This is a genomic window from Streptomyces laurentii (genome assembly GCF_040635425.1).
Classification (GTDB): domain Bacteria; phylum Actinomycetota; class Actinomycetes; order Streptomycetales; family Streptomycetaceae; genus Streptomyces; species Streptomyces laurentii.
The window spans coordinates 130,519-156,418 of the sequence record NZ_JBEYHT010000007.1 but is presented as its reverse complement, the minus strand read 5'-3'; the positions used below and the strand labels follow the sequence as shown (position 1 = coordinate 156,418).

Sequence of the window (25,900 nt, the reverse complement as noted above, 5' to 3'; positions counted from 1 at the left end):
TCGTCCTCGATGGGGGCGCCGGGAGCCCGGCTCTGCGGAAAAGCTCTGGTGAAAGACAGAGAGCGGGTCGCGAAACCGACCCGCCGGGTCCAAGGCTAGTGGGCTCCGGCCCGCTGACAAGACGCCACCGGCCCGTTCCACCCGGCCGGGGAACTACCCTGGCCGAATGCGTAGTGAAACCCCCTCGGCCCCGGCTCCGGCCCCGGCGGACGACAGTGCCGCCGGCGACGGTCTGATCCGCGCCGGTGTGATCGTCTTCATCGTGGGCGCGGTCGCGACCCTGGTCACGGTGGCGCCGCTGCTGCTCGGCACCGACCCGTTTCCGACGATCGCGTACCTCGTCTCCATGCTGATGGGCGTCGGTTTCCTGGTGGCCGCGGCCGGCGTGCTGCGCTCGGTCGCCGTGCAGCGCCGCCGGGCGCGGGCCGTCCAGACCGCCGCGGCTCAGCCCCGGTAGTCCTCCCACCAGGGACGGAAGTCCGTCAGGTCACTGAGCACGACATGCGCGCCGGCGGCCTGCAGTTCCTCGGCGGCGCACGGTCCGGTGGTCACCGCGACCGACAGCGCGCCGGCGGTCGCCGCGCCGCGCACGTCGCCGGTGTGGTCGCCCACGTACACCTTGGCGCCGTGCGCGCGCAGGGCCTCCGCCTTGCCCTCGGCCCACAGCCCGCCGACGACCTCGTCCGCCTCGATGCCGAGGTGGGTCAGGTGCAGACGCGCGTGGGGCGCGTTCTTGGCGGTGACGACTATCGTCCGGCCGCCCGCCTCGCGAACGGCTTGAATCGCATCCTTCGCGCCGGGCAGCGCGAGGCTCGCCTCGATGGCGTGCTCCGGGTAGAGCGCGCGGTAACGGTCCACCATCTCCGGCACCCGCTCGGCCGGGAACCAGTTGGCCATCTCCTGCTCCAGCGGCGGCCCGAGCCGGGAAACCACCAGGTCGGCGTCGATCGGGACGCCGGTCTCGGCGGCGATGGCGAGGTAGATCGCCTTGATGCCGGGGCGGGAGTCGATGAGCGTCATGTCGAGGTCGAAGCCGACGGTGGGTGCGGCGGGTGTGCTCTCCAGGGTGGTCATGGGGGCCATTGTGCCGGGGGGTTCAAGAGGGCGGGGGTCTAGACTTAGCCAAGCCTTACCAAACCTCGCCCCCGCGGCGACCCCCTCATGTCCGCCGTCCGCCGTCCGCCGTCCGCCGACCGTCGCACCGCCAGTCCCGCGGTCCCGAGCCTTTGATGGGTGTCCGTGCCCGCCATGCCCGCCACCTCCACCCCCGCCCCGCCCGCCCCGCCGCCCGTCATACGCACCCGGCGCGCGCCGCGGCGCGTCCTCGCGACCACGGCGGCGGTCGTCGCCCTGCTGCTCGCGGTCGTCCTCAGTCTCGCGGTGGGCGCCCGCGCCATCGCGCCCTCGACCGTGTTCGACGCCCTGACCCACGGCGGCGGTGCCGCGCTGAGCCCGGACGCCGAGGTCGTACGGCAGCTGCGGCTGCCCCGTACGCTCATCGGCCTGATGGTCGGCGCGGCCCTCGCGCTCGCCGGCACCGCGCTCCAGGGCATCACCCGCAACCCGATCGCCGACCCCGGCATCCTCGGCATCAGCCAGGGCGCGTCGGTCGGCGTCGTGCTCGCGATCGCCTTCGCCGGGGTGCACACCCTGACGGGGTACGTGTGGTTCGCCTTCGCGGGCGCCGCGCTCGCCTCCGTCGCCGTCTACGCCATCGCGGCCGCCGGGCGCGGCGGCGCCACGCCGGTGAAACTGGCGCTCGGCGGGGCGGCCGTCAACGCGCTCCTCCTTTCGGTGACGACCGGCGTCCTGACGACGAAGGCGTCCGCGCTGGACGAGTTCCGGTTCTGGCAGATCGGCTCGCTGGACGGCCGGGACGCCCAGATCGTCGGCCAGGTCTGGCCGTTCCTGCTGATCGGCGCGGTCCTGGTGATGTCGGTGGCGCGCGGGCTCGACGCGCTCGCGCTCGGCGAGGACGTCGCCCGCGGCCTCGGGCAGCGGGTCGCGACGGTGCGGATCGTGGGCGGGCTCGGCGCGACCGTGCTGACCGGCGCGGGGGTCGCGGCGGCCGGACCGATCGCGTTCGTCGGGCTCGCCGTCCCGCACATCGCGCGCGCGGTCGTCGGCTCCGACCACCGCTGGGTGCTGCCGATGGCGGCGCTCATCGGCCCGGTGATGCTGCTGGTGTCGGACGTCGTCGGCCGGGTCCTGTTCCCGCCGGGCGAGGTGCCGGCCGGCGTGATGACGGCGCTGATCGGCGTGCCGTTCCTGGTGACGCTGGTGCGGCGCAAGGCGGTGCCCGCGTGACCGCCACCGAACGGGCCGGGGTCCGGGTACGCCCCTCCGGGTACGCGCTGGTGCGCGCCGGCCGCGTCTCCTTCCTCCTCCACCGCCGCTCCGTCCTCGTCGTGGCGGGCCTGCTGCTCCTGCTGGCCGCCGCCTCGGTCGCGTACCTCTGCGTCGGCGAACGGTTCACCGCCCCCGCCGACGTGCTGCGGGTGCTGCTGACCGACGAACGGCTCCCCGCCCGCTTCGCCGTCGAGGAGCTGCGGCTGCCGCGGCTCGTGACCGGGCTGATGGCGGGCGCCGCGTTCGGGGTCGCGGGCGCACTCGTCCAGACCGTCGCCCGCAACCCGCTCGCCAGCCCCGACGTCATCGGCATCAGCCAGGGCGCGGGCGCGGTGACGGTCGCCGCGATGACCTTCGGGCTCGTGTCGTACGACCTGATCCCGTACGTGTCCATCGCGGGCGGGCTGCTCGCCGCCGCGCTCGTCTACGTGTTCGCGTGGCGCGGCGGGCTGCACGCCACCCGCTTCGTGCTCATCGGCATCGGCTTCGCGATCGCGCTGCGCTCGCTGATCCACCTGTTCATGACGAAGGGCGACTACCTCGTCGCCCAGCAGGCCCAGATCTGGATGACCGGCTCCCTCAACGGGCGCGGCTGGGACGAGGCGGCGCCGCTGCGCTGGACGCTGCTCGCGCTGCTCCCGGCCCTCGCGTGGGCGGCGCGGGCGCAGCGGACGGTGTCGCTGGACGACGACACGGCGACCGCGCTGGGCGTACGGCTCGGCCGGGTCCGGCTCGGGCTCGTGGCCGTCGGCGTGACGCTCGCGTCCGTCGCGACGGGAGTGGCCGGACCGGTCGACTTCGTGGCGCTCCTCGCCCCGCAGATCGCCCGCCGCGTCACCCGTACCGCGCAGATCCCGCTGTTCGCGTCGGCGGTGCTCGGCGCGCTGATCGTGGTCCTCGCCGACCTGCTGGGCCGGCGTCTGTTGTCCCCCACCGAACTGCCGGTGGGTGTTCTGACGGCGGCGGTCGGCGCCCCGTACCTGATCTGGCTGATCGTGCGCGGCCGTGGAGTGGGAGGCAGGTCATGAGCGTGTCGACGGCGGGGACCGCGGAGACGGGGACGACGAGCAGGCTGGCGGCACGCGGGCTGACGCTCGCGTACGAGGAGCGCACGGTCGTCGAGGAGCTGGACCTGGCGATACCCGACGGCCGGGTGACGGTGATCGTCGGCCCGAACGCGTGCGGCAAGTCGACCACCCTGCGCGCGCTGGGCCGGCTGCTCCGGCCGCAGGGCGGGGCCGTCCTCCTCGACGGGGAGGAACTGGCGAAGCTCCCGACGAAGCGGATCGCCCGGTCCATCGGTCTGCTGCCGCAGACCCCGGTCGCGCCGGAGGCGATCACCGTCGCCGACCTGGTGGCGCGCGGCCGGCAGCCGCACCAGGCGTGGTGGAAGCAGTGGTCGGAGGAGGACGAGCGGGCCGTCGTCGACGCGATGGAGCGCACGGACGTGACCGCCCTCGCCGACCGCTCGGTGGACGAACTGTCCGGCGGCCAGCGCCAGCGGGTGTGGATCGCGATGGCCCTCGCCCAGGAGACCGACCTGCTCCTTCTTGACGAGCCCACCACCTACCTGGACATCAGCCACCAGGTCGAGGTCCTGGACCTGGTCCGCCGCCTCAACCGCGTCCGGGGCCGCACGGTGGTCGTGGTCCTGCACGACCTCAACCAGGCCGCCCGGTACGCCGACCACCTGGTCGCCATGAAGGCGGGCCACGTCGTCGCGGAGGGCACGCCGTCCGAGGTCGTCACGGCGGAGCTGGTACGGGAGGTCTTCGGCCTGGAATCGGTCGTCGTCCCGGACCCGGTGACGGGCTCGCCGCTGGTGGTCCCGGGCGCGCCGTGGGCAGCCGAGGACGAGGGCGAGGCCTGATGCGCGGCCTTTCGGCGTCGGATGAAGGCCGCCAGGCATATGCCTGGCGGCCTTCGTCATGAAGGGCTGAGAGCCTGAGGGTCCGCGCTCCGGAAGGGCCTATGCCACCTTCAGGAGGAGCTTGCCCGTGCTGGTGCGGGAGCCCAGCAGGCGGTGGGCCTCAGCCGCGTCCGCGAGCGGGAACTCGGCGGTGACGGGGAGGACGACCGTACCGTCCACGACCTTGGCGAAGGCCGCTTCGGCGAGGGCGCGCAGGGCGTCCGGCGCGGTCTGGGAAAGGGTGAGGATCGAGAAGCCGGAGACGGAGATGCCGGTCGGGTAGAGCTCGGGCTGGCCGACCTGCCAGGGTGCGGCGGAGCTCGCGTTGCCGAAGGAGACCAGGCGGCCGAAGACCGCGAGGGAGGCGAGCCCGGCCTCGAACAGCGGGCCGCCGACCGGGTCCAGGACCAGGTCCACGCCGCGTCCGCCGGTCGCCGCGCGGACCGCCTTCTCCAGGGCGCCCGGGTCGTGCGCGAAGTCGCCGGTGAACAGCTCGTCGTAGCCGTGTTCGCGCGCGTAGGCGGCCTTGGCGGACGAGGACACCGTCCCGTACACCGCGCCCGCGCCCGCCGCCTTCGCGAGCCGGCCGACGACCGTGCCGATGCCGCCCGCGGCGCCGTGCACGAGGACGGTCTCGCCGGGCTGCAGCCGGCCGACCGCGTGGACCAGGGCCTGGGCGGTGGGCAGCACGGTGGGCAGGGTCGCGGCGGTCCGCAGGCCGAGGCCGACCGGGACCGGGAAGACGGTCGCCGCGTCGGCGACGGCCACTTCCGCGTACCCCCCGCCGCTGGTCAGGGCCGCCACCTCCTGGCCGACGGCGAGGCCGGTGACGCCCGCGCCGAGGGCGCGGACCCTGCCGGAGACCTCCAGGCCGAGGCGGGCGGGCAGCGCGTCGACGCGGTAGCCCTCGGCGCGGGCCTTGAGGTCGGCGAAGTTCACCCCCGCATATGCCACGTCGATGCTCACCTGCCCGGCGGCGGGCTCGGGAACGTCGACGTCCACCGCCTTCAGGACCTCCGGGCCGCCGTACTCCCCCAGCTCGATCGCGCGCACACCGCACCTCCGGTCTCCGGTCCGGCGGTGGGCAGGACGGAGCCCGACCGCCGTCCCAACTGTTCAATGGAAAGCGAACACCCGTGACTGTATGATCGCCATCGAACACTCCGCAACCCCCGCACCCCCGTAATCCCCGCACCCTCATCGACCCTCTTCGGTCACCTCGGTCACCTCGACCACCTCGACGCGCATGGGAGGACAGCGTGACGACGAGCAGTCACCGGGCCGCGCCCGAGCACACCCACCCCGACGACGTCCCGCTCCTCACCGCCCTCGCGGCGCTCGCCGACCCCGTACGGCTCACCCTCGTGCGCGCGCTCGCGGACTCGGAGGAGTGGACGCGGACCTGCGGCAGCTTCGACGTACCCGTCGGCAAGGCGGCACTCAGCCACCACTTCGGGGTGCTGCGCGCGGCGGGGCTCGTCGAACAGCGCGACCAGGGGGCCCGGCGGGTCAACCGGCTGCGACGCGCCGAGTTCGAGGCCCGGTTCCCGGGCCTGCTGCCCCTGGTCCTGCGCGACGAGGACCCCTCGGCTCCTCAGGCGTAGAACCTCGCCGCATCCCGCCGTACCCCGCCGCCCACCCCTTCAGCCCCGGCGGCGGGCCCGCCAGAGCAGGAACAGGCCCGAGGCGATCGCGGCGGCCCGCAGGATCCACGGCCAGGAGTCGCCGATCGCCGTGCTCAGCCCGGCGTCCCGCGCGTCGGCCGCGCCCTGGGCGAGCGGTTCGCCCCAGCGGCCCATCGCGCGGCCCCACAGCCAGACGAGGCCGGCGGTCACGACCACGCCGGGGACGACGAGGGCGGCGGCCTTGCGTTCGCGGGAGAGGTACGCGAGGACCCAGCCGGCGGCGAGCGGGATGAGCGAGCCGAGGGCGGCGCCCACCAGGAGCAGGGCGGCGGCGAAGAGCAGGAGCAGATTGCCCGGGGCGAAGCCGCGCCACGCGCGGCGGCGTTCCGGAGCCTCTACTTCCGTTTCCTCTGGGACCTCCTGCCCCTCGGCGGCCTCCGGGACCTCCGGAGCCTCCCGTCCGTCCTCCTCCGCCTCGTCCTCGGACGGCGGAGGCTTCAGCACGTCGGCGATCTCGATGCCGCCGACGAAGCCCGGCACCTCGCCCGTGTCCCGGGCCCCGAACATGGCGTCCTCACGCCACCACCCGCCCCCCGCCCGCTCCGCCGCGCGCGGCGGCGGAACGGACGCCGGCGGCGACGATGACGGCGCGGACGCGCCGGGAGGCGGCTCGGAGGCGCGCGGCCGGGGCAGCTCCACCGGGGGCGCCGCATCGGGCTCCGGCTCCGCGCTCCCCGGCCCCGTAACCGAGCCCCGCGCCGGGGCGACCCGCCCGACCACCGCGTCCGGTTCCCCCAGCGCGCGCAGGATGCGGGGCACCGCCTCGCCCTTCACCTCGCGCCGCCGCTCGATCTCGTCGCGCAGCCCGGACACGAGCTCGCGGCGCTCGGCCGCCGGCACCTGCCGCTGCTGCGCCACGTCGCCGACGCGGCTCAGATAGTCGAAGACCAACCGGTCGTTCTCGATCCCCTCGTTCCCCACGGCACGACGGTAGCGCCTGCGCAGGGGCTAACGTGGTGCGGATGGGGATCGGTGAGCTCGACCGGGAGGCGCACGTGCCCGAGGGAACAGACGGCGGTACGGGCGGGGGTACGGACCGGAGCCCGGGCGGGACTCGGGGGAGGACCCCGGGCGGGACTCCGGGCGGGACCCCGGGCGGGACTCCGGGCGGGACTCCGGGCGGCGCGCACCCGTCCGGCCAGGTCCCGCGCACCCTCGCGGAGTCCTTGCGCGCCGGAGGCGACGGCGCGCTCACAGCGCTGCTGCGCGCCCGCCCGGACCTCCTCGCGCCGGTCCCGAACGACCTGACCCAGCTGGCCACCCGGGCCGGCACGCGCGCGTCGGTCGTCCGCGCCCTCGAACGCCTCGACCGGTTCGCGCTGCAGACCGCCGAGGCGCTGGCGGTGGCGCCGGACCCCGCCCCGTACCCCGTCCTTCTCGCCCTCCTCACCGGCGACACGCCCGACCCCGCCATCGAACGGGCGTTGCCGCGCGCGGTCGGCGTGCTGCGCGCGCAGGCGCTGGTGTGGGGCGACGACGAGCGGCTGCGGCTGGTGCGGACCGCGCGCGAACTCCTCGCTCCCTCCCCGCAGCACCCCTCCCCCACCGGCCTCGGCCCGACGGTCGCGGAGGCCACGTCCGGCATGTCGCCGGGCCGGCTCCAGGAGATCATCGCGACGGCCGGGCTGCCCGCGACACACGATCCGGTGTCGGCGGTGGCGGGGCTGACGGAGCTGTTCACGGACCGTACGAGGATGGCGGCGCTGCTCGACACCGCGCCGCCCGAGGCGCTCGCGGTCCTCGACCGGCTGGTCTGGGGCCCGCCGTACGGCGAGGTCACGGCCTCTCCCACGCCGCCGGTGCGCTGGCTGCGCGACCGGGGTCTGCTGCTGCCCGCCTCGACCCGCACCGTGGTCCTGCCGCGCGAGGCGGCGCTGCATCTGCGCGGCGGACGGGCGCACCGGGTGCCGGAGCCGGCCGCGCCGAAGGTGGAGACGGCGCGCGAATACCGTCCACAGGTGGTGGACGACGCGGCGGCCGGGCAGGCATATGCGGCACTCGACACCGTCGCCGAGCTGCTGAAGTCCTGGGACCAGGGCGGTCCGCCGGTGCTGCGCGCGGGCGGTCTCGCGGTCCGCGACCTCAAGCGGACGGCGGCGGCGCTCGACGTGCCGGAGCGGTTCGCGTCGTTCTGGCTGGAGCTGGCGTACGGGGCGGGGCTGCTCGCCACGGACGGCGAGGCGGACGAAAAGTACGCGCCGACGCCCGCGTACGACTCCTGGCTCGACCAGCCGCCGGCCGAACGCTGGGCCGCGATCGCCGGCACCTGGCTGGCCGCCACCCGTACCGCCGCGCTGGTCGGCGGGCAGGACGCCAAGGGGCGGACGCTGGCCGCGCTGGGGCCGGGCCTGGACCGTTCGGCCGCGCCCGAGGTACGCCACCGGGTCCTCAGGCTCCTCGCCACCCTGCCGCCGGGGGCCGCCGCCGACCCGGAGACGGTGCTCGCGCGGCTGCGCTGGGACCGCCCGCCGAGGGCCGGGGTGGACGGCTCCCTCGACCCGCGGGAACAGCTCGCCCGCTGGACCCTGGAGGAGGCCGAACTCCTCGGCGTCACCGGCCGCGGCGCGCTCGCCGCGCCCGCCCGCGCGCTGCTCAACCTGCCGCTCGCCGAGGCCGCGCCCGATGTCGCCTCGGATGCCGCGCCGGACACCCTGACCGGCCTGACCGGCCCGGCCGGGCCGCACGCCTGCGAACCGTCCGTCGCCGCCTCGCGCGCCGCCACCCTCCTCGCGCCGCTCCTCCCGGAGGCCGTCGACCACGTCCTGCTCCAGGCGGACCTGACCGCCGTCGCGCCGGGGCCGCTGCTGCGCCCGCTCGCCGACCTGCTGTCCGTGCTCGCGGACGTCGAGTCCAAGGGCGGGGCGACCGTCTACCGCTTCACGCCCGGTTCCGTACGCCGTGCCCTCGACGCCGGCCGTACCGCCTCCGACCTGCACGCCTTCCTCACCACGCACTCCCGCACCCCGGTGCCGCAGCCGCTCTCGTACCTGATCGACGACGTCGCGCGGCGGCACGGCCATCTGCGGGTCGGCACCGCCTCGTCCTATGTCCGCTGCGACGACGACGCCGTGCTAGGCGAGATCCTGGCCGACCGGCGCGCGGCCCCGCTGCGGCTGCGCCGGCTCGCGCCGACGGTGCTCGCCGCGCAGGCGGACCCGACGGCGCTGCTCGACGGGCTGCGGGGGATGGGGTACGCGCCGGCGGCCGAGTCCGCCGAGGGCGACGTCCTGATCGCCCGCGCCGACGCCCGCCGCACCCCGCCCCGCACCGCCCCGGCCCCCGTCCCCGAGGGCCCGCCCACACCGGACGCGACGCTGCTGTCGGCGGCGGTACGGGCGATCCTCGCGGGCGACCGGGCCGCGACCGTCGCCCGCAAGGAGCCCACCGCACCCACGGACACGACCGGCCCGCGCACGAACGGCACCCTGCCCCGTACCTCCGCCGCCGAGACCCTGGCCACGGTCCAGGCGGCGGCGATGACGGGCTCGGCGGTCTGGATCGGCTACGTCAACGCGGAGGGCGCGGCCAGCCAGCGCGTGATCGCCCCGGTCCGGGTCGAGGGCGGCTTCGTGACGGGCTACGACCACACGGCCGACGAGGTCCGCACGTACCCCCTGCACCGCATCACGGGCGTGGCGGAACTGGCGGACGACGAGGTCTAGGGCAGGTCCGGCCGCTTGCGACGTGGGCTGACGAGCCGGCTCGGGTCGACCTTGAGCGGGAACGGCGCCTCGACGGCCGTCTCCCGCCCCGCCTCGGCCACCACGCGCTCGACGTACCGCCCACCGCTCAGCTCCGAGACGATCAGCGCGGGCACGGGTTCGAGCTCCAGGCGCCACAGGTGCTCGATGCCCGCTTCGGCGTAGTACGGCGGCTTGAGCAGCCGGTCGGTGCGGCGGCCGGAGGACGACGGCGAGACGATCTCGACGACGAGAAGGACCGCGTCGGAGTCGAAGGCGATGGGGTCCTCGGCGGCGGCCGATGCCTCGACCACCGCGATGTCGGGGATGAACAGCCCATCGGGGAGGATGACGTTCACCGCTTCGAGCACCTCGGCGGACGCCCCGGACTGCTGTACGGCGCTGTCCAGCAGCTGCCACAGCCGCGACGACGCCCGCTGGTGCTTCGCACCCGGAGCTGGTGACATCAAGAGCGCTTCCCCCATCAATTCACGACGCTGACCACGGTCCTCCTCCAGAGCAAGTACCTGCTCTATCGTCCAGGGCCCGTAGTGCGGATCGTGCGCGACGCTCATCTCGCCACCTCCCTCTCCGAGGTCTGTCACGTTCAGTCTGGCAGAGCTCACCGACATCGGATCGGTCATCGACCGACCCCGCCCCGCACTCGCCGCGCATCAGGCAAACTGGATGTTTGGCCGCGTTCGGCCGCGTGGAAGGGATGCACGACACGTGAACGGTCCACTCATCGTCCAGAGTGACAAAACGCTTCTGCTGGAGGTCGACCACGAGCGGTCGGCCGACTGCCGGCGTGCCATCGCCGCGTTCGCCGAGCTGGAGCGGGCGCCCGAGCACATCCACACGTACCGCGTGACGCCCCTCGGCCTGTGGAACGCGCGTGCCGCCGGGCACGACGCCGAGCAGGTCGTGGACGCGCTCGTGGAGTTCTCGCGCTACCCCGTCCCGCACGCGCTCCTCGTCGACATCGCCGAGACGATGGCGCGGTACGGGCGGCTCACCCTGTCCAAGCACCCCACCCACGGGCTCGTGCTGACGACCACCGACCGGCCCGTCCTGGAGGAGGTGCTCCGGTCGAAGAAGGTCCAGCCGCTGGTCGGCGAACGGATCGACCCGGACACCGTGGCCGTGCACCCGTCCGAGCGCGGGCAGATCAAGCAGACGCTGCTCAAGCTGGGCTGGCCGGCCGAGGACCTCGCCGGTTACGTGGACGGCGAGGCGCACCGTATCGACCTCGCCGAGGACGGCTGGTCCCTGCGCGCGTACCAGCAGCAGGCCGTCGAGGGCTTCTGGCACGGCGGCTCCGGTGTCGTCGTGCTGCCCTGTGGCGCGGGAAAGACGCTGGTCGGCGCGGGTGCGATGGCCAAGGCGAAGGCCACGACGCTGATCCTCGTCACCAACACCGTCTCCGCCCGGCAGTGGAAGCACGAGCTGGTGAAGCGGACGTCGCTGACCGAGGACGAGATCGGCGAGTACAGCGGCGCGAAGAAGGAGATCCGGCCGGTCACCATCGCCACGTACCAGGTCCTCACGACGAAGCGGAAGGGCGTCTACCCGCACCTGGAGCTGTTCGACTCCCGGGACTGGGGCCTGATCGTGTACGACGAGGTGCACCTGCTGCCCGCGCCCGTCTTCAAGTTCACCGCCGACCTCCAGGCCCGCCGCCGGCTCGGGCTGACCGCGACGCTCGTACGGGAGGACGGACGCGAGTCCGACGTCTTCTCGCTCATCGGGCCGAAGCGCTTCGACGCGCCGTGGAAGGAGATCGAGGCGCAGGGCTACATCGCGCCCGCCGACTGCGTCGAGGTGCGGGTCGACCTCACGGACGGGGAGCGGCTGGCGTACGCGACGGCCGAGGCGGAGGAGAAGTACCGGTTCTGCGCGACGACGGCGACCAAGCGCAAGGTCACCGAGGCGCTGGTGAAGAAGTTCGCCGGGCAGCAGATCCTGGTCATCGGGCAGTACATCGACCAGCTCGACGAACTCGGCGCGCACCTCGACGCCCCGGTGATCAAGGGCGAGACCTCGAACGCGCAGCGCGAGAAGCTGTTCGACGCCTTCCGCAGCGGTGAGATCAACGTCCTCGTCGTGTCGAAGGTCGCCAACTTCTCCATCGACCTGCCCGAGGCGACGGTCGCCATCCAGGTCTCCGGCACCTTCGGGTCCCGGCAGGAGGAGGCGCAGCGGCTCGGCCGGGTGCTGCGCCCCAAGGCCGACGGACACCAGGCGCACTTCTACTCGGTGGTCGCGCGCGACACCATCGACCAGGACTTCGCGGCCCACCGGCAGCGGTTCCTGGCCGAGCAGGGGTACGCGTACCGGATCGTCGACGCGAGCGAGCTGCTGAAGGGGGACGCCGCCCCCGAAACCCCGTAGGGGCCGTAGGGGTCCAGTCAGGCGGCTGCATACTCAACGTACAGAGGGCTGGCAACCATAGTCCGCACTATTGCCGAGCCCTCACCTGCGGAGAACGGTACCTCCAACCCGAATGTGACTCTTGCGTAGCCGGTGAAAAGGCCAGCAGCATGCGGCGGGAAACGTCCATCGAGCTGGTTCAGCAGATTGCCAAGCGCCTCCTCCAGCCTGGGATCCATGCCGAGCTGCATGCCGTACAGCAGGGACATGAAACCGAGGCCAAGACTAGGGGGAGCGGACAGGTCCGTGGGCCCGGAGGACGCGGCTGCTAAGCCCAGAAGATGCTCAGGGGAACCGTGGAGCACGAGTCGTGGCTTGGAGCTGGACCAGGGTTCCAACCGCGAGTGAGGCTCCCAGAACACGACAGCCTCCTGTCCAATCGGATGCTCCCTGAAGTGTTCTCCGTTGTCGTCCGAAGCGCGTATTGTCGGCCGCACAATCTGATAGTTCATGCGCGTCTTGAACTTCACCCACTGGCCAGCATCAGGTGACGCCTCGGAATACTCAGCAGGCTTCGGGGTCAAGGACTTGAGGTGCCGAAGTACTCGTTCCAGGTTCGGATGCCCTTGCGGGGCATCTGCCAATGTGAACTGCAGTTCCCCAAGCCCAAGGGGAGCAGTGGCCCCCAGTTCGCTGATACGCCGCCTCCATCGACGGCGGGGTCTTTCGTTCTCTCGGAACTGGGCCAGCTTGCTCTCGGACAAGTAGATCAGCTCACGCATGTCTTGAGACGTTACCCCCGGCGGCCAGGACTGACCATCCATTCATTTAAAGGGGCGTAAACGGTCCTTAAGGCCCCTACGGCCCGTAAGGGTTACGGAGAGGGCCGCCCGCCCCCGGTCCGCCCGGTCCGGCGGGGCTCAGTCCAGCAGGGCCAGCACCGGGGCGCCGAGCGCGAGGACGTACTGGGCGATCACCAGGCCCTTACGGGGCACGGCGAGGGCGGCCAGCCCGGCGACGCCGGACAGGGCCAGGGCCCAGAAGGCGGCGGTGGAGAAGCCGCTGCTGACGCCGTCGCCGCCGACGGCGTCGCCGAGTACGGCGGTCACGACGAAGAAGGCGCAGACGAGGAGGAGCGCGAGGCCGCAGCCGGCGACCATGCGCAGGCCCAGACGGTCGGCGGCGTCGGTCACGGTCTCGGGGGCTTCGGGCTCGGGCGTCGTCGTCATGCACTCATCACAGCAAGGTCGAACGAGTGCCCGAAGGCGTTGCCGTACTCAACCCGCACCCGCTCCCGTACTCAGCCTCTCCCGTTCCCTCTCCCGTTCCCTCCCCCTCCCCCCTCCCCCCTCACCCTCCAACTCGTTCGCCCGCACCCCCCACCCGGCGCTACACTCGCCAGCTTCCCCGCCTCCCGCCCGGTCCCGTTCGCGGACCGCCCGCGGAGCGCCGCCGTCCGGTCGGAAACCGGCGGCCACCTCGACGTGTCCGCACAGCCTGTACCCGTACTCCCGACCGGAGGCAGCACCCGTGTCCGTGTCCGTGTCCCCGACCGAATCCGACCCGCTTTCCGACCCGCTCGCCCGCGAGCGCGCCCATCTGTCCTCGTCCCGCTCCGCGCTGCGCGCGATGCGCGAGGAGGTGGAGTCGCTCGACATCCGCGACGTCAGCGCGAACTGGGTCAACTCGCTGATCCTCGGTCGCCAGATCGAGGACCGCATCAAGGCGCTCGCCGACCTCGCGGACACGCCGCTCTTCTTCGGCCGGCTCGACTATCTGCACACCACGCAGGAGGGGCAGCGCTTCTACATCGGCCGTCGCCATGTGCACGACGCGCAGGGCGACCCGATGGTGATCGACTGGCGTGCGCCGGTGTCGCAGCCGTTCTACCGGGCGTCGAAGAAGGACCCGCAGGACGTCGGGCTGCGCCGCCGGTTCGGTTACACGGGCGGCGACCTCACCGCGTACGAGGACGAGCATCTCTCCGACCCCGCCGAGCTGGAACAGACCAGCCGGCTGCTCCAGGCGGAGATCGAGCGGCCGCGTGTCGGTCCGATGCGCGACATCGTCGCCACGATCCAGCCCGAGCAGGACGAGATCGTCCGTTCCGACCTGTCGGGCACGGTGTGCGTGCAGGGTGGCCCCGGTACCGGAAAGACGGCCGTCGGCCTGCACCGTGTCGCGTTCCTCCTCTACGCGCACCGGGAGCGGCTGGCGCGGACGGGCACGCTCGTCATCGGGCCGAACCGTTCCTTCCTCCAGTACATCGAGCAGGTGCTGCCGGCGCTCGGCGAGCTGGAGGTGCGGCAGGCGACGGTGGACGACCTGGTCGCGCACGTCGAGGTGCGGGGCGCGGACGAGGCGGCGACCGCCGTCGTCAAGGGCGACGCCCGGATGGCGGAGGTGCTGCGGCGCGCGGTGTGGTCGCACGTGACGCCGCCCACGGAGCCGCTGATGGTGGTCCGCGGTTCGCGGCGCTGGCGCGTACCGGCGTACGAACTGGAGGAGATGGTCCGGGAGTTGACCGACCGCGACATCCGGTACGGGGCTGCCCGCGAGGCTCTGCCGCAGCGCATCGCGCACGCGGTCCTGGTCCGGATGGAGCAGGCGGGCGAGGCGCCCGACGACCGGGTGCAGAACGCGGTGGCCCGCAACACGGCGGTCAAGGCGGTCGTGAAGGAGTGCTGGCCGGCCGTCGATCCGGCGAAGCTGGTGCTGCGGCTGCTGAGCGAGCCCGCGTTCCTGGCCGAGCACGCGGACGGGATCCTCGAAGAGGACGAGCGGAAGGCGCTGCTGTGGGCGAAGCCCGCCCGCAGCGTGAAGACGGCCAAGTGGTCCGCCGCGGACGCCGTGTTGATCGACGAGGCGCGGGATCTGGTGGAGCGGACGCACTCGCTCGGCCATGTCGTCCTCGACGAGGCGCAGGACCTGTCGCCGATGCAGTACCGGGCGGTGGGCCGGCGCTGTTCGACGGGTTCGGCGACGGTCCTCGGCGACCTGGCGCAGGGCACCACCCCCTGGGCGACGGAGAGTTGGGCGCAGGCGCTGACGCATCTGGGCAAGCCGGAGGCGATCGTCGAGGAGCTGACGGCCGGTTTCCGTGTGCCGCGCGAGGTGATCGCGTACGCGTCGCGACTGCTGCCGCACATGTCGCCGGGGCTCGCGCCGGTGGAGTCGGTACGAGAGAACCCGGGCTCGCTGCTCGTACGGCGCGTCGACGCCGAGGAGCGGGACCGGGCGGTCGTGGCGGCGTGCGCCGAGGCACTGGAGCACGAGGGCTCGATCGGCCTGATCGCCGCCGACGCGCGGATCGCACCGCTCGCGGAGGCGCTGGAGGCGGCGGGGCACGCGTACCTCTCCCCCGGCGAGGAGACCACGGCCGAGTCGCGGCTCACGCTCGTACCGGCGTCGCTCGCGAAGGGCCTGGAGTACGACTACGTGGTCCTGGACGAGCCGGCGGCCGTCGTCGCCGGCGAACCGGACGAACGCACCGGCCTGCGCCGCCTGTACGTGGCCCTGACGCGAGCCGTGTCCGGCCTGACGATCCTCCATATGACCGATCTGCCCGAGCAGTTGGCGTAACCGCGCCTACCCTCTCAGCCCGCCGCCCGTGGCCCTGGCCGTGACCGTCTACCCGGCGGCGACGGTCACGGCGCGGGCTCTCCCGGCCAGTCGGCGCAGGTCGTGACCTCGAAGCCGCGGGCGGGGAAGACGGTGTCCATGAAGAAGTCGTGGACGGCCGGGTCGCCGTCGCCGCAGCCGTCGCGCAGGACGGTCACCCGGTAGTCGCGGTCCGCCGCGTCGTAGCAGGTCGCGGCCACCATGGCGCTGGTCGCGACGCCGGCGACGACGAGCGAGGTGACCCCGTTCGCCCGGAGTACGAGGTCGAGATCCGTACCGGCGAACGCGCTGGCCCGGCGCTTCGTCACGACGATGTCCTCGACCGCGACCGGCAGAGTGGGCTCCGTCCCGGGCGATCCCTCGTGGAAGGTGTCCCCGGCCGCGTGGAACATCCTGAACATCTCGTTGTCCGGCGGCAGATCGGCCCCGTTGCCCCGCAGCGCGAACCGCACGAACACGACCCGCACCCCCGCCACCCGGGCCCGCGGCAACAGCTCGGCGAGCGGCGCCACCACCCGATGCGCGAACGGGTAACTCCCCGTGATGCCCTGCTGGATGTCACCGATGATCAATGCCGTACTCACGTCGGACTCCCCTCCGGTCTCCCTTTCCCGCAGGCTACGGACCGCGCCCGCCCCCGTCACGTCTTTAGGCACCGTCCGGCAGATCATGCGATCACTAGGATCCAGCGGGGTTCGACCCCTGGTGGTAGCGCCGGGGGGGCTGGGGAATGGGGATCCGGTGCGTCCCGCAGCGGATGGCGAGTGGGGGGCCTGTGGGAAGTCGACGGCTGCACGGATGGGTCGGGGCGGCGGTGACTCTGCTTCTCGCGGTCTCCACCGCCGTGCTTCTGGGCAGGTCGTGGACCGCCTGTGACGTAGGTGTGAACAACGCCGCCAACAGCGGTTTCCTGCTGTGGCTGTTCATCCCGGCCCTCTGGACGGTCCTCCTGCTGGTCTGGGTCACGGTGGGAGCCCTTCTCGGGAATCGTCCCCTTCTTCATGCAGGGGGCCTCGCGGTCACGCTCCTCGGCGTTGTCTGGTGCGCCGTCTCCCTCTTCTGGGAGGGCTCTGCCACTCCACCGTGCCCCAGCGGCGCCCCGGAGTGGTGGCCGAGCCTCATTCCCGTCCCGGGATTCTGAGAGGCCGGCCCCGGTTCATCACGGCTCGGATGCCTCGTCCCCCCGACGGTCAGTAGGCGGCCTGGACGTTGTCGGCCGACGCCGTCCACTCGATGCCGTTCGCCGCGCGGATGTGCGCGACGCGCACAACCCTTCCGTCACTGTGTAGTTCGTGGGTGACGGCGGTCAGTTCGCCCTCGGCGCCGTTCGCGGTATCGCGGACCCGCGTACGGAGAAGCGGGTGCTGTTCGTAGCCGTCTGCCCCGACCGGGTAGGCCCCCTTCGCCCCGGCGTCGCGCATGAACCGCTCCCACCCGGCGGCGGCCCGCACCCGCAGCGCGCGGCTCGGCGTGCCCGGGGGCGGATCGAACCTGGTCATGGCATCGCTCCTCGTTCGGAAGGCCGGATTCGCACCGGCGGCAACGACCGGCGCGAGGATCACCTTGTCGGGCGGCGGGCGAGCGCATCCACCTCGCGGGCCTATAGAGCCGTCCTATATTTCGGGAATGGAGCCGGAGCCGAACGTCTGGGCACACCCCGAACTACGCGCCGCCGCCGCCGTCGAGGACTGGCCGCGCGTCCTGCGCATCTGGCGGACCCTGACCTGGAGCAGTCAGAGCAGACTCGGCGCGCTCGTCGGGCTGGCCCAGCCCGACGTGTCCGCGATCGAGAACCGGCGCCGGGCCGTGACCTCGGTCGAGGTACGGCAGCGAATCGTCGAGGGGCTGGGTGTCCCGGCCGATGTGCTCGGGCGGAACCGGCCCGAGCCGCCGCTGCCTTCCCTGGTACTCCCCGAGCTCGTCTCGGACGGCGCCGCGGACCGGCTGCGGCGGGTGCGGCAGGGCGGACTCCGGCTGGACACCGCCTCGTTGGACGAGATGGACCGCTTGCTGGCGGCGCACCGCCGCGCCGAGGACACTCTGGGCTCGCGGGTCATGAACGGTGTGGTCGCCGCGCAGTTCGACGCCGTCTACGGACTCTACGACCAGGCTCGCGGGCCGCTCGCCGACCGTCTGGTCCGACTGCTGGCCGAGTACGCGCAGTTCCTGGCGTGGATGTCCCACGACCAGGACAAGTCCCCGGCCGCACAGGGGTGGTTCGACCGTTCGTACGACTGGTCCCTGGAGGCTGGATACGGCGACATGGCGGCGACCACTCTCAGCATGCGGGCCCACACCGCCTGGTCGCACGGCCGGGGACGGCGCTGTGTCCGGCTCGCGGAGGCCGCCGCGACGACGCCGGGGGCGACCGCGACGACCAGGGCCATGGCGCTCCAGATGGCGGGGCGCGGTCATGCCCTCGAAGGGGACGCCCGGGCCGCGTACCACCGTCTCGACGAGGCCCAGCGCGTCATCACGACCGCCGTCGACGCCCCGCCCTGGCTCTACTTCTACGGCGAGTCCTGGTTCTCGGCCCAGCGCGGCATGGCCGACCTGCACCTGAACGCGTGGGAGCGGGCGGCGGAGAACCTGCGTGCCGGGCTCGCGGGCTTCGCCCCGTCGTACCGCCGGGACCGGGCCTGGTACGGGGCCTGCCTGGCGCACGCGTACGCGGGCACCGGGGAGCCCGGGGCGGCGCTGACGACGGCGCTGACCGTCGTCGGGGACGCCGCCGACGTCGGCAGACCGCACGCCTGGCACGAACTCCACAAGGTCGCCGGCCTCCTCCTGCGCCACCGGGCCGCCGAGGGGCGGGAGTTGTTCGACGCGCTGGCGACGCTCGACTGACACGGGGGAATGCGGGCTCCCGGGCGCGTGGGGGGGGCTACGTTGGGTCTGTTCGCACGCGACACCGGAGGTCACCGCATGGCAGACGACACCGCGTACGCCGAGGGCACAGCCGGCTTCATCTTCGAGATGGGCGTGCTCAAGAACGCCAAACGGACCGGATGGTGGTTCACCGGCAACAACAACCCCGAGTCGATCGCCGAGCATTCGTTCCGGGTCGGGGTCATCGGGGCCGTGCTGGCCATGATGGAAGGGGTGGATCCGGCGAAGGTCGCGCTGATGTGTCTGTTCCACGACACGCAGGAGACGCGGATCGGGGACATCCCGCACATCGGCCGCCGCTATCTCGACGCCGCCGCCAACGAGACCGTCACCGAGGATCAGGTGTCCGCCGCGCATCCGGCGGTGCGGGACGGGGTGCGGCGGGTGGTCGGGGAGTACGAGGCGAAGGAGACGCGCGAGTCGGTCGTCGCGCGGGACGCCGACAAGCTGGAGTGTCTGGTGCAGGCCGTGGAGTACCGGGCGCAGGGATACGCCCTGGTCCAGGACTGGATCGACACCTCGCTGAGCAGCCTGCGGACGGACTCCGCGCGGGAGTTGGCCGAGGCCGCTCTGACGATGTCGCCGCTGGAGTGGCGCAGGACTTTCCTGAATCGCTGAGCCCCGCCCCGGAGCGCACCAGGGGGCGCGCGAATACCGAGGAGGCGTGAAGGGTTGGCGTTCATGCGCTGAAGACCGCTTTCGCCGGTTGTGTGCGGGCCACCATCGGCGTCATGAAGAAGACTCTCACCGCTGTCTCCGCCGCCCTGGTCGCCCTGGGCCTGGCCGCACCCGCCGAGGCGGCCCCCCGGGACACCCCGGCGCTGATGTGTTCGCTGGGCACGGTCGACGTCCAGCACCCTCCGATCGGCTACGACGTCACCCCCATCTTCGAGTTGGCGCGACGGCTGGGCCTGGGCGATCCCGGTGCTGTCGGCCTGGGCTGCGACAAGGGCGTGCGGACCGACCCGTACTCCGAGGAGATCCAGCCCTACCCGGAGCGCGGGCCGGTCGTGCTCCGCTCCCAGGAACCGGGGAAGGGCTCGACCCAGCTGTACTGCACCGACTCGCGCGGCGGCTGGGGCAAGATGCACGGCCTGCCGGTGGAGGTGTTCTGGGTGGTCGGGACCGGCTGCGTCTCGGAAGCCAACCCGGTCGTCATTTAGCGGCGCAGGACGGGCACAGGGTCTCGTCGGCGGAGGGCCGAAACAGCATCGGCTGGGTGTGCCGACCGCTCTCGCATTCCCGCGCTCCGGCCAGCCGCGACGACAGGCGCGGGCCGGACGGGGGCGGCGGCGACGCGGGGTCCGTGGGCGGGACGTCGCGCAGCAGGTAGCGAACCAGGCCGCCCGGGCGGTGGACCGGGGTGCCGTTCTTGGGCAGGCCGCGCAGCAGGTGGGCGTGGATGTCGGCGGAACTGTGCCCAGCCGTCAGCCAGTCGGCGGCCAGCCGGGTCAGTTCGTCCCGCATGCCGGGCGGGATGTGGCGGAGCAGAGGCGAGAGCAGCGGCAGTGCGCCGACGAGGGCGCGGGCCGAGGCGCGTACGTCCGGCTCGGGGGCTTCCGCCACCGGCTCCCGCTCCGGCTCGGCCACCTGCTCCCGCTCCGGCTCCCGCTCCGGGGCGCCGTCCTCGGGCGGATGGTCGGAGGTGTCTACGACACGGTCTTGCTTTGGAGAACCGTCGGCCAGCGGACCCCTCGGCTCACCGACCGTCGGAATCCGGGGACCCGGCGCCGATGCGGCGACGACCACCGTCCCCGGCTCCCGGCCCATCAGCTTGGCCGCCTCCGCCTCGCTCAACGGCTGGTTGGAGAGCACGTGTTGGGTCGTCCACCGCCCCCGGGGACCTTGGCTCCGGCGCTCGTGGAGGAAGCCCTCCGCCAGCAGTTGACGCTTCGCCCGGGTGAACGCGCACGCCCCGATCCCGGCGCGTTCAGCCGTACGGGACAGCGACTCCTTCGCCCCCTCGGGGAGCGAGAGTTGCCAGGTCAGGATCCGCACCGCGTCCGAGTTGAGCCGCGGATGCCGGATGAGGCCGTGCGAGAACTGGGTGAAACCGCGCGCGGGCGCGATAAAGTGCCGATACATCACGGTGGAGCTCCGTCCACTAGTGGTCGAGGCCCTCGCCGATGGTTGCCGCCATCGCGGGGGCCGTTTTCACGCGCACCGTACCGCACATTCCGCGCCCGTCCGGACACGGTGCGTGAAAGTGACGGGACGTGGAGGCTCTCTGATCAGGTCGGGCAGCCGGCTGACCAACTGCCGCGCCCCACCTCGCCCGTCAGGCCCTCATCCCTTGCACGAGAGCTTGTCGATGAGTCCAGTGCTGGGCCGGTGCTCGTCCACCTTGTCCGGGTGTTCTTTCGCGAACGCGGGTAGCGACGCCCCGAAGTCCGTCGTCCATTGGCCGCCCCGGACGTAGTCTTTGACGATCTCCTTCAGGTCTTCGCAGTCTTTCTGATGACCCTTGGGCATGCCGATGCCATAGAACTGCGGCTCCCCGGCCTGGCCTGGGAAGATACGCAGGTCGACGCCGGGATTGGCCGCCTTGAATCCGTGGAGAATCATCTCGTCCATGAAGAAGGCATCCACCTCTTCGTCCAGCAGCTTCTTCATACACATGGAGGCATTCGCCACCTGTACGGGCTTGTTCAAGCCCCTGCCTTCCAGGTTTTCGACGGCGGTCGTGCTCGTCATGGTGCAGATGTTCTTCCCCACGAGCGCTTTCTCCGACCGGATCGGGTGGCCGGGGCCGGCCAGGACCATATAGCCCTGATTCGTCACGGCGTACGGGCCGACGAAGTCGACCTTGTCCTCGCGGTCCTCGGTGATCGAGTAGGTGGCGATCACCATGCCGGCCACACCATCGGTGATCTCGTTCTCGCGCACGTCGGAGGTGATCAGTTTGGGGATGTACTTGACCCCCAACCCCTTTGCGACATGGGCTCCTACGTACGCGTCGAAGCCCGAATACTTCGACCCATCCCAGAAGGAGGTGCCCGGCTGGTCGCCCTTGTGAGCGACCACGACCTGATCCCGGCCGAGGAACGTCGACCCTTCGCTGCACGCGGCAGCCGCCGCGAGAAGGGTCAGAACTCCGAGTCCCGCCGCCGCCCGCCTGGCAGTTCGCCACGCGCTCATCATGACTCCTCACCCGTACATGAGAACTTTGGTGACCCCGAGGTTCACCCGGCATCCGTTTTCCGTGTGAACGGTGAGCCGGACCCGGATCTCGCTTCCGCCGTCGAGCTGTAATACGGCGGTATTCCCGTCTCCGAGTTCCCTGTTGACGCGCTGCGCCCGCTCACCTTCGAGCGCCACACCGAGCCGAGTCGCCCTCGCGCAGGATCCTGCCTTCGAGTTGCGGTTCTTGATGGAGACCGTGACATTCATGCCGTCGCGCTCCATCCCGGCGGCGTCGACCACCAGGGTCGCCCCTTCGCCGTTCCCCACTTCGGTGGCATTCTCGATGCGGAAGTGCCGACCGGCGACATCCACTTCCCCGTGGTCCCGGAGATATTCCATCCACAGCAGTCCGGCCCCGGCGGCGACCAGGCACAACAATGCGGCGGGCAGCCTGAATCCGGACCGGAAGAAGTCGCCCCGGCCGGCCTGTTCTCCCGCGAGCATCGTCAGGAGTACGGATGCCAGCAGCGCGGCGCCCAGCAGCACGTACACCGGCGTGAACTGCCCTATGCGGCCTTCTGGTTGCCGTACCAGCGTGACGACGGCGATCAGCCCGACGAGCACCGTCGGGATGCTCCAGCCGGCGGCGCGCCCCCAGAAGTGCAGTGTGTAGACGCGGCTGTTGAAGTTGCTGCCGACGACGGTCCCGCTGATGGCCGTGCCGCCGTCATGCGCCCGCGCGGCGCCCGTCTCGGACGCGGATACCGTCGGGTCCTTGGGGTGGCCTTCGCCGTCGGTCACCGGATCAGACATCGGTGACTCCGGAGTTGGCGGTGCCGCCGCCCTCGGCGGTGGCGTCACCGGTCCGTTCGGCCCGCGCGGACGCGATGCCGCCCGCGTTCCCGCCCAGCCGTACACCGGTGTTCGCGGAGCTGCCGCCGTTCGCGACGGCTTTCCCGGTGTCGACGGCCTCAGCCCGCGGACCGGGGCGGTCCTGGCGGTCCGGCCGCCACAGCACGGGCAGGAGCAGCGCCGCGATTCCGGCCCCGGCCTGGACCGAGGCACCGACCAACTGTCCGGTGTCCGGATCACCCAGGAGCCAGAACAGCGGCGTCGAGACGGTGACCACCGACCCGGCCGTGACGAGCACAATCCTCTGCCAACGAGTCACGCCCTGCTCACACCCCCCCCATGAAGGATGGATGACAAGGCATCAGACATTAGCGCGCGGGAGCGGCCGCGGTCATGGCTTCGATCCAGCCGGTTGACGCCCGGTTGACGCCCGGCTGGCGCTCGAATGGGCCCCGGTTGACGCCCCGTTGGCACGTCGGCTCCCGCGCGTCGCTCCCTGCGCGTCGAGCACCTCCCCTACGCGTCGCTCCCTACGCGTCGATCGCCTCGCGCCACGTCCGTACCGACTTCTCCGCCACCGGTGCCGCCCAGCCGTTCGGGCGGGCCGCGCCGCCGATGTGGAAGGCGGTGAGGCCGGCCGCGCGCAGGCGCGGGAGGTGGTCGAGGCGGAGGCCGCCGCCGACCAGGATCGTCGGCTCGTAGCCCGGTTCGCCGGTCCGCGCGGCCTCGGCCGCGAGGACGTCCAGGCCGTCGTCGACCCCCGTGGCGGCGCCCGCTGTCAGGTACGTGTCGAGGCCCGGCATGTCCGCGAGCTGACGGCGCAGGTGGTCGCGGTCGGCGGCGCGGTCGATGGCGCGGTGGAAGGTCCAGTGGCAGCCGTCCAGGACGGCGATCAGGCGCTCGATCGCGACCAGGTCGGGCTGGCCATCCGGGGTGAGGAAGCCGAGCACGAACTCGTCGGCCCCGGCCGAGCGCAGCGCGACCGCGCGCCGTACGAGGTCGGCCACCTGCCGGGCGTCGCCCGCCGCGAAGCCGTCCGTCAGCCGGAGCATCACGCGCAGCGGGATGTCGACCGCCGCGCGGATCGCCGTGAAGGCGGCCTGGGACGGGGTGAGCCCGTCCGCCGCCATGTCGGTGACCAGTTCCAGGCGGTCCGCCCCACCGGCCTGGGCGGCGACCGCGTCCGCCTCGTCGAGCGCGATCACCTCCAGCACTGCACGGTCGCTCATCGAGCCCATTCCTCCACGGATCGCACGGCTACGGGTCTTACAGGTCTAGTCCAATGTCCCGTCACCAGACTAGCCGTGCGCGTGACCTCCCGCATCGTGCGAACGGCCCTCTTTACCGGGGCGGGGCGAGCCCGTCGCGATCCGGCCCGCCCAACATACCGACAGGGGTGTCGACAACATTGGATAAGATGCCGACACTTGAGTCGTCAACTTTAGGCAAAGCGCTGACGTGCTCGGTCGCCATGCCCCCATCACCCTCACCGCTCGGAGAATTCCGTGTTCCTCGCCCTACGCGATCTGCGCTTCGCCCGCGGTCGCTTCGCCCTGATGGGCGCGGTGGTCGCGCTCATCGCCGTGCTCGGCGTCCTGCTGTCGGGACTCGCCTCCGGCCTGGCGGACGCCGGAATCTCCGGTCTGCGCGCGCTGCCCGTGACCCATCTGGCCTTCGACGAGAAGGCGACCAGCGAGCAGTTCTCCCGCTCGACCGTGGACGAGGAGGACTGGCGGACGTGGGCCGGGGCCCCGGGGGTGGAGCGCGCGGAGCCCTTCGGGAACACCCTGGCCAACGCCCAGGTGACCCAGGGCGCCAAGAAGGGCGAGCAGGTCAACCTCGCCGTCTTCGGCATGGCCGCGGACTCCTCCCTGGCCCCGGCCCCCACCGAGGGCAGGAGCCTGAAGGAGGGCGGCGCGGGAGGCGTCGTGATCACCCGCGAGATCGCCGATCTCGGCGTGCGGATCGGCGACGTCCTGACCGCCGACCGGAGCGAGGTGCGGCTGAAGGTCGTGGGCCTGGTCGACGAGACCGTCTCCTACGGCCACATCGGCGTCGCCTACACCGACCTCGACACCTGGCGGCACCTGCACTACGGCCTCCCGGGGAACCTGCCGGAGGCAGCGAGCCGCGAGGCCACCGCCGTCGCCCTGACCCTGAAGCCGGGCGCCTCCGCCGCCGCGGTGGAGAAGGCGACCGGGACCCGCGCCGAGACCAGGGAAGCCACCTTCGACGCGTCCCCCGGCTATGCGGCCGAGTCGAGCACCATGGCCCTGATCAAGGGCTTCCTGTACGCCATCTCCGCCCTGGTCGTCGGCGCGTTCTTCACCGTCTGGACGGTCCAGCGCAAGGCCGAGATCGCCCTGCTGAAGGCGCTCGGCGCCCCCACCGGGTACATCCTGCGCGACGCGCTCGCCCAGGTCGTCGCCGTGCTCGTCGGCGCCACGGCGGCCGGCACCGCCGTCGGCCTGGCCCTGGGCAGCGTGATGATCGGCAAGGCTCCCTTCTCCCTCTCCGCCCCGGCCATCGCCACCTCCTCCGGCCTCCTCATCGCCCTCGGCACCGTGGGCGCCGTCGTCGCCGTCCGCCGCATCACCGCCGTCGACCCCCTGACCGCTCTGGGAGCCACCCGATGACCACCTCCGCCGCCTCCGCCGCCGGCCACCGGGCCGCCCCGGCCACCCCGGACGCCGCGGGCTCCGGCGGCCTGCGCCTGGACGACGTCACCCTCACCCTGGGGGACGGTGACGCCGCCGTCACCGCCCTCGACCACGTCAGCCTGCGCGTCGCCCCCGGCGAGTTCGTCGCCGTCGTCGGCCCCTCCGGATCCGGCAAGTCCAGCCTCCTCGCCGTCGCGGGCGGCCTCCAGCGCCCCACCTCCGGCGCCGTCCGGATCGCCGGCACCGAGCTGACCGCCCTGTCGGACAAGCAGCGCACCGAGGCCCGGCGCCACCACATCGGCTTCGTCTTCCAGCAGTCGAACCTGCTGGCCTCCCTCACCGTCCTGGAACAGCTCCTGCTCCCGCTGCACATCGACGGACGCCTCGACGCCGCAGCCCGCGTCCGGGCCGCCGAACTCATCGAAGCCGTCGGGCTCACCCACCGCACCGGCTCCCGGCCGCACCAGCTGTCCGGCGGCGAACGCCAGCGCGCGGGCCTGGCCCGCGCCCTGATGGCCTCCCCCGCCGTCCTGCTCGTGGACGAGCCCACCTCCGCGCTGGACCGGGTCCGCTCCGCCGAGGCGGTACGGCTGATCGCCGAGCAGACCCATGAACGCGGAACGGCGACGGTCATGGTCACTCACGACGCGGCGATAATGGACGCCGCAGACCGGGTGTACGAGATGGTCGACGGCCGCCTTTCCTGACCTTCGCCCGCACCCTCGCTCCCGGCCCCGTCCGCCACCCAGGAGTCCGCCCCGC

General features: G+C 72.5%; 26 protein-coding genes. 13 read left to right on the top strand and 13 right to left on the bottom strand.

Annotated features, from left to right (window positions below; genetic code table 11):
• The first annotated feature begins 166 nt into the window (after positions 1-166).
• Positions 167-457, top strand: a complete 291-nt coding sequence (locus ABZ693_RS07175) for a hypothetical protein (RefSeq protein ID WP_359874273.1) — start codon at positions 167-169, stop codon at positions 455-457.
• On the opposite strand, the gene ABZ693_RS07170 is transcribed toward ABZ693_RS07175, so the two are convergent.
• Positions 445-1,083, bottom strand: a complete 639-nt coding sequence (locus ABZ693_RS07170; protein WP_359874271.1) for an HAD family hydrolase — start codon at positions 1,081-1,083, stop codon at positions 445-447. The two genes, ABZ693_RS07175 and ABZ693_RS07170, sit on opposite strands and share 13 nt — an antisense overlap.
• A 165-nt stretch (positions 1,084-1,248) precedes the next feature.
• Between ABZ693_RS07170 and ABZ693_RS07165 the strand changes: the two genes are divergently transcribed.
• From ABZ693_RS07165 to ABZ693_RS07155, 3 genes are read left to right on the top strand one after another with little or no spacing between them, the layout of a single operon-like run.
• Positions 1,249-2,307 carry a FecCD family ABC transporter permease gene (locus ABZ693_RS07165; protein ID WP_435842361.1) on the top strand — a complete coding sequence of 353 codons (1,059 nt, stop codon included), beginning with the start codon at positions 1,249-1,251 and terminating at the stop codon, positions 2,305-2,307.
• Complete coding sequence (locus ABZ693_RS07160) at positions 2,304-3,377, top strand: FecCD family ABC transporter permease (protein WP_359874267.1); 1,074 nt, start codon at positions 2,304-2,306, stop codon at positions 3,375-3,377. The genes ABZ693_RS07165 and ABZ693_RS07160 overlap by 4 nt, the downstream gene beginning before the upstream one ends.
• Entirely contained in the window at positions 3,374-4,219 is an 846-nt protein-coding gene (locus ABZ693_RS07155) for an ABC transporter ATP-binding protein (protein ID WP_359874266.1), read from the top strand. The genes ABZ693_RS07160 and ABZ693_RS07155 overlap by 4 nt, the downstream gene beginning before the upstream one ends.
• A 99-nt stretch (positions 4,220-4,318) precedes the next feature.
• Here the strand turns inward: ABZ693_RS07155 and ABZ693_RS07150 are convergent, their stop codons facing one another.
• Positions 4,319-5,311 (bottom strand): quinone oxidoreductase family protein, encoded by a 993-nt coding sequence (locus ABZ693_RS07150; RefSeq protein ID WP_359874264.1) that lies wholly within the window; start codon positions 5,309-5,311, stop codon positions 4,319-4,321.
• Between the two features lie 206 nt (positions 5,312-5,517).
• On the opposite strand from ABZ693_RS07150, the gene ABZ693_RS07145 reads away from it, so the two are divergent.
• Positions 5,518-5,862, top strand: coding sequence for an ArsR/SmtB family transcription factor (locus ABZ693_RS07145; RefSeq protein WP_359874262.1), 345 nt, complete (start codon positions 5,518-5,520; stop codon positions 5,860-5,862).
• 39 nt (positions 5,863-5,901) lie between these two features.
• On the opposite strand, the gene ABZ693_RS07140 is transcribed toward ABZ693_RS07145, so the two are convergent.
• On the bottom strand, positions 5,902-6,864 hold the full coding sequence (locus ABZ693_RS07140) for a hypothetical protein (RefSeq protein WP_359874260.1): 963 nt from the start codon (positions 6,862-6,864) through the stop codon (positions 5,902-5,904).
• Positions 6,865-6,905: 41 nt separating this feature from the next.
• On the opposite strand from ABZ693_RS07140, the gene ABZ693_RS07135 reads away from it, so the two are divergent.
• Positions 6,906-9,605: a helicase-associated domain-containing protein gene (locus tag ABZ693_RS07135; protein WP_359874258.1), complete on the top strand. Its 2,700-nt coding sequence runs from the start codon at positions 6,906-6,908 to the stop codon at positions 9,603-9,605.
• Here ABZ693_RS07135 and ABZ693_RS07130 read toward each other — a convergent pair.
• Positions 9,602-10,198 (bottom strand): Uma2 family endonuclease, encoded by a 597-nt coding sequence (locus ABZ693_RS07130; protein ID WP_359874256.1) that lies wholly within the window; start codon positions 10,196-10,198, stop codon positions 9,602-9,604. The genes ABZ693_RS07135 and ABZ693_RS07130 overlap by 4 nt on opposite strands.
• Positions 10,199-10,352: 154 nt before the next feature.
• Here ABZ693_RS07130 and ABZ693_RS07125 point away from each other — a divergent pair, with 154 nt between their 5' ends.
• A complete protein-coding gene (locus ABZ693_RS07125) occupies positions 10,353-12,014 on the top strand; it encodes a DNA repair helicase XPB (protein WP_359874254.1) in 1,662 nt (553 codons plus the stop codon).
• Positions 12,015-12,031: 17 nt separating this feature from the next.
• Here ABZ693_RS07125 and ABZ693_RS07120 read toward each other — a convergent pair whose 3' ends face one another.
• Both ABZ693_RS07120 and ABZ693_RS07115 read right to left on the bottom strand, forming a co-directional pair.
• A complete protein-coding gene (locus tag ABZ693_RS07120) occupies positions 12,032-12,775 on the bottom strand; it encodes an SAVMC3_10250 family protein (protein ID WP_359874252.1) in 744 nt (247 codons plus the stop codon).
• Positions 12,776-12,913: 138 nt separating this feature from the next.
• Complete coding sequence (locus ABZ693_RS07115; RefSeq protein WP_359874250.1) at positions 12,914-13,222, bottom strand: hypothetical protein; 309 nt, start codon at positions 13,220-13,222, stop codon at positions 12,914-12,916.
• Positions 13,223-13,529: 307 nt separating this feature from the next.
• On the opposite strand from ABZ693_RS07115, the gene ABZ693_RS07110 reads away from it, so the two are divergent.
• A complete protein-coding gene (locus ABZ693_RS07110; protein WP_359874365.1) occupies positions 13,530-15,575 on the top strand; it encodes a HelD family protein in 2,046 nt (681 codons plus the stop codon).
• Between the two features lie 65 nt (positions 15,576-15,640).
• Here the strand turns inward: ABZ693_RS07110 and ABZ693_RS07105 are convergent, their stop codons facing one another.
• On the bottom strand, positions 15,641-16,198 hold the full coding sequence (locus tag ABZ693_RS07105) for a cysteine hydrolase family protein (protein WP_359874248.1): 558 nt from the start codon (positions 16,196-16,198) through the stop codon (positions 15,641-15,643).
• A gap of 606 nt (positions 16,199-16,804) precedes the next feature.
• Entirely contained in the window at positions 16,805-17,113 is a 309-nt protein-coding gene (locus ABZ693_RS07100) for a hypothetical protein (protein ID WP_359874245.1), read from the bottom strand.
• A gap of 127 nt (positions 17,114-17,240) precedes the next feature.
• On the opposite strand from ABZ693_RS07100, the gene ABZ693_RS07095 reads away from it, so the two are divergent.
• The 3 genes from ABZ693_RS07095 to ABZ693_RS07085 all read left to right on the top strand — a co-directional run bounded on the left by ABZ693_RS07095 (position 17,241) and on the right by ABZ693_RS07085 (position 19,666).
• Positions 17,241-18,461 carry an NsdA family TPR-like regulatory protein gene (locus ABZ693_RS07095; RefSeq protein ID WP_359874244.1) on the top strand — a complete coding sequence of 407 codons (1,221 nt, stop codon included), beginning with the start codon at positions 17,241-17,243 and terminating at the stop codon, positions 18,459-18,461.
• A gap of 78 nt (positions 18,462-18,539) precedes the next feature.
• Positions 18,540-19,121: an HD domain-containing protein gene (locus ABZ693_RS07090; protein WP_359874242.1), complete on the top strand. Its 582-nt coding sequence runs from the start codon at positions 18,540-18,542 to the stop codon at positions 19,119-19,121.
• Positions 19,122-19,234: 113 nt separating this feature from the next.
• Complete coding sequence (locus ABZ693_RS07085) at positions 19,235-19,666, top strand: hypothetical protein (RefSeq protein ID WP_359874240.1); 432 nt, start codon at positions 19,235-19,237, stop codon at positions 19,664-19,666.
• On the opposite strand, the gene ABZ693_RS07080 is transcribed toward ABZ693_RS07085, so the two are convergent.
• The 5 genes from ABZ693_RS07080 to ABZ693_RS07060 all read right to left on the bottom strand — a co-directional run bounded on the left by ABZ693_RS07080 (position 19,659) and on the right by ABZ693_RS07060 (position 23,707).
• Positions 19,659-20,588: a hypothetical protein gene (locus ABZ693_RS07080; protein WP_359874363.1), complete on the bottom strand. Its 930-nt coding sequence runs from the start codon at positions 20,586-20,588 to the stop codon at positions 19,659-19,661. The two genes, ABZ693_RS07085 and ABZ693_RS07080, sit on opposite strands and share 8 nt — an antisense overlap.
• Before the next feature lie 201 nt (positions 20,589-20,789).
• Positions 20,790-21,644 carry a transporter substrate-binding domain-containing protein gene (locus ABZ693_RS07075; RefSeq protein WP_359874238.1) on the bottom strand — a complete coding sequence of 285 codons (855 nt, stop codon included), beginning with the start codon at positions 21,642-21,644 and terminating at the stop codon, positions 20,790-20,792.
• Positions 21,645-21,650: 6 nt separating this feature from the next.
• Entirely contained in the window at positions 21,651-22,439 is a 789-nt protein-coding gene (locus tag ABZ693_RS07070) for a hypothetical protein (RefSeq protein ID WP_359874236.1), read from the bottom strand.
• Complete coding sequence (locus ABZ693_RS07065) at positions 22,432-22,797, bottom strand: hypothetical protein (RefSeq protein WP_359874234.1); 366 nt, start codon at positions 22,795-22,797, stop codon at positions 22,432-22,434. The genes ABZ693_RS07070 and ABZ693_RS07065 overlap by 8 nt, the downstream gene beginning before the upstream one ends.
• A gap of 211 nt (positions 22,798-23,008) precedes the next feature.
• Positions 23,009-23,707: a copper homeostasis protein CutC gene (locus ABZ693_RS07060; protein WP_359874232.1), complete on the bottom strand. Its 699-nt coding sequence runs from the start codon at positions 23,705-23,707 to the stop codon at positions 23,009-23,011.
• Between the two features lie 276 nt (positions 23,708-23,983).
• Here ABZ693_RS07060 and ABZ693_RS07055 point away from each other — a divergent pair, with 276 nt between their 5' ends.
• Together ABZ693_RS07055 and ABZ693_RS07050 are read left to right on the top strand one after the other, a co-directional pair.
• Positions 23,984-25,114 carry an ABC transporter permease gene (locus ABZ693_RS07055; RefSeq protein ID WP_359874230.1) on the top strand — a complete coding sequence of 377 codons (1,131 nt, stop codon included), beginning with the start codon at positions 23,984-23,986 and terminating at the stop codon, positions 25,112-25,114.
• Positions 25,111-25,845 (top strand): ABC transporter ATP-binding protein, encoded by a 735-nt coding sequence (locus ABZ693_RS07050; RefSeq protein ID WP_359874228.1) that lies wholly within the window; start codon positions 25,111-25,113, stop codon positions 25,843-25,845. The genes ABZ693_RS07055 and ABZ693_RS07050 overlap by 4 nt, the downstream gene beginning before the upstream one ends.
• Positions 25,846-25,900: the final 55 nt, after the last annotated feature.